Annotated in this window: 2 protein-coding genes; both read right to left on the bottom strand. The window is 45.3% G+C overall.

Annotated features, from left to right (window positions below):
* Positions 1-621: 621 nt before the first annotated feature.
* The gene (locus CHU92_RS06480; protein WP_094413783.1) at positions 622-1,020 is read right to left on the bottom strand and encodes a DoxX family protein; all 399 of its coding nucleotides are present in this window, start codon (positions 1,018-1,020) and stop codon (positions 622-624) included.
* Positions 1,021-1,025: 5 nt separating this feature from the next.
* On the bottom strand, positions 1,026-2,174 hold the full coding sequence (locus CHU92_RS06475) for a DNA polymerase III subunit (protein WP_094413781.1): 1,149 nt from the start codon (positions 2,172-2,174) through the stop codon (positions 1,026-1,028).
* Positions 2,175-2,504: the final 330 nt, after the last annotated feature.

The following is a 2,504-nucleotide window of genomic DNA, read 5'->3' as shown; positions in this document are numbered from 1 at the left end:
GTTAAAAACTAACCATTCTTTTTTTTATTGTTTAGGACGCTATTGAGAACAAACTATAAAAAGGCAGATTTTAATTTAGTAAAAGCTGATGGTGAACTTTAGAAAAGCTTATTATCAGCAAGGAATAGTAACATTATAAGCCAGAGTTTTGCGAAAAAGAATCTGAAGCAAAAGTTTATGAAATTGAATTACAGAAAAAGCAAATCTAAAGCAGTAGGTGAATACATCGAAGATGAAACTCACTATTGATACTATCCTTAAAACAATCCGGAAAATACCGGAACTTCCCCCNAACATTATAAGCCAGAGTTTTGCGAAAAAGAATCTGAAGCAAAAGTTTATGAAATTGAATTACAGAAAAAGCAAATCTAAAGCAGTAGGTGAATACATCGAAGATGAAACTCACTATTGATACTATCCTTAAAACAATCCGGAAAATACCGGAACTTCCCCCTAGCCCTGATGGGAGCGGCATCCTCCCCGCCGCCCGCTTTCGCGGCGGGGAGATAGAGCGGACAGCAGGAAATAGCTCCGAAAAATTATACCCGGGGCAACTTTGCCCGAAGTTAGGGGCTTTTTTGACGGGATGATTTTTCAAATGTATATCAAAAGGAGCCTAAATCAGTTGAGCCAGCTGAGGAGCAGCACTGCCGGTATGAAATAGATCACTATGGTGCGGGCACCGTCATAATCTTTGGCAATGCGCTGGCCCAGCAGCAGGGACAGCAGCGTGATGCACGACAGTAAAGCCGCCCACTGTGCAAACTGTATGCCTCCGTTAACCAGCAGTTCGATGATGCCGATGACGGCAAAAGCCCCGGAAACTACTTCGAGCGCCAGGATGAGGAACAGCGCGGCCGGCACCTGGTTTTTGAGGAACGTTTGCGCAAAATGGCCTTTGAGCCATTCTACATTGCCATTCCACTCGGTTACTTTGTCATACCCGCTTTGTATGAAGGTTATGGCCAGGAAGGCAAGAATCATAATAATAGCGGGGAGAAGGTGGTCGTTTAGCAGCATAATTTTTATTTTTTATGGATTAAACGTGTAAGTTTTATGGAGAGGTCGGTCAAGATTAATTTTGCATTGCCATTGCGCTCGATATGGTATATTGCGTCTGAAAGTTCCTTAAATATCTCATTGATGTTGGTGCCGTTAACAAACGGCGCAAATTTCTCCAGTTTAAAATTGTCGGCTTTAGGCTCCATGTAGGCCAGTTGCCCCGCATTATAGTGGAGCAGCAGCGCCTGCCGGAACATATCGATACAAAAGGCAAGGAACTGTTTTTGTGCTTCACGGCCTATGCCCGCTATAGCCTCGCTCCATGCGATCAGGTCGTGTATGGCAGCGGCATTTCCCTTAGCCCTGAAAGCAGCCCTTACCCACAGGACGAACCAATCTTCAAAAGGATAGCCGTCATCATCTTTGCGCAGCAGGTGCAGCGCTTTGTTAAAGTTGCCCTGTGCCTGGTGCGCCAGTTTATAAGCTGCCCGTGCCTCCAGCCCCAGGCGGGTGACAAGCGCATCGGTAATAACTTTTTCACTCAGCCCGCCAAAATGCAGCAGCTGGCACCTGGACACTATTGTTTGTAAAATATCATCAGTGCTTTCGGCTATTAGTATAAATACAGTTTTAGCCGGCGGTTCTTCCAGCAGTTTCAGCAGTTTATTGGATGTAGCCATATTCATTTTGTCGGCCATCCAGATAATCATCACCTTATAGCCCCCTTCATAGGCCTTCAGCGAAAGCGACTTTACAATTTCATGTGCTTCGTCTACGCCTATTTGCCCCTGCTTGTTTTGTATATCGATTTTTTTATACCAGTCAAACAGGCTTCCATAAGGCGTTTCGGCAACAAACTCGCGCCATTGCTTTAAAAAACTGGCGCTTACAGGGTGGCTTTTCACTTCATTATTGGCCGCAACGGGGAATACAAAATGAAGGTCCGGATGGCTCAGGCTGCTAAATTTGAGGTTGCAGGCTTCATTGCCGCCGGAGTTCTCACGTGCCGTATTAGAACATAAAATATATTGTGCATAAGCAATGGCCATAGGCAGTGTGCCTGAGCCTTCGGGCCCCACAAAAAGCTGAGCGTGGGGTATCCGGCCTGCTTCAGCGCTTTTGGTCAAATGGCTTTTTATATGGTCCTGGCCTAAAATTTCTGAAAACAGCATAGTGCAAATATAGCGTAAAATATGGCTTGACCCACCTCATTACCGCAAGATAAGGAGCACCCGGCTAAGCGCGTTTTTGCAAACGCATGGTCCCGCTTTACGCTGTATCTCCCCGCCGCAAAAGCAGGCGGCGGGGAGGATGCCGCTTCAATCGGGGCTAAAAGGCAGGGTATGGGTAAGATTTGGCTATTTCCTTTACCGGTCGTTAAGGGGCATGGGCTTTCAGGAAAAACTTCTATACAAAAAAATCAAAAACTTATTTTTTACCCTCCATGGCCGGCAGATATTGAAGTGGTTTAAACTTTTATTTTATTAAATTTCTTTAGTGCG

This window comes from Flavobacterium cyanobacteriorum (genome assembly GCF_002251835.1).
In the GTDB taxonomy this organism is placed as follows: domain Bacteria; phylum Bacteroidota; class Bacteroidia; order Flavobacteriales; family Flavobacteriaceae; genus Flavobacterium; species Flavobacterium cyanobacteriorum.
The sequence above is the reverse complement of the archived record's forward strand: the minus strand, read 5'-3'. Positions and strand labels throughout refer to the sequence as shown.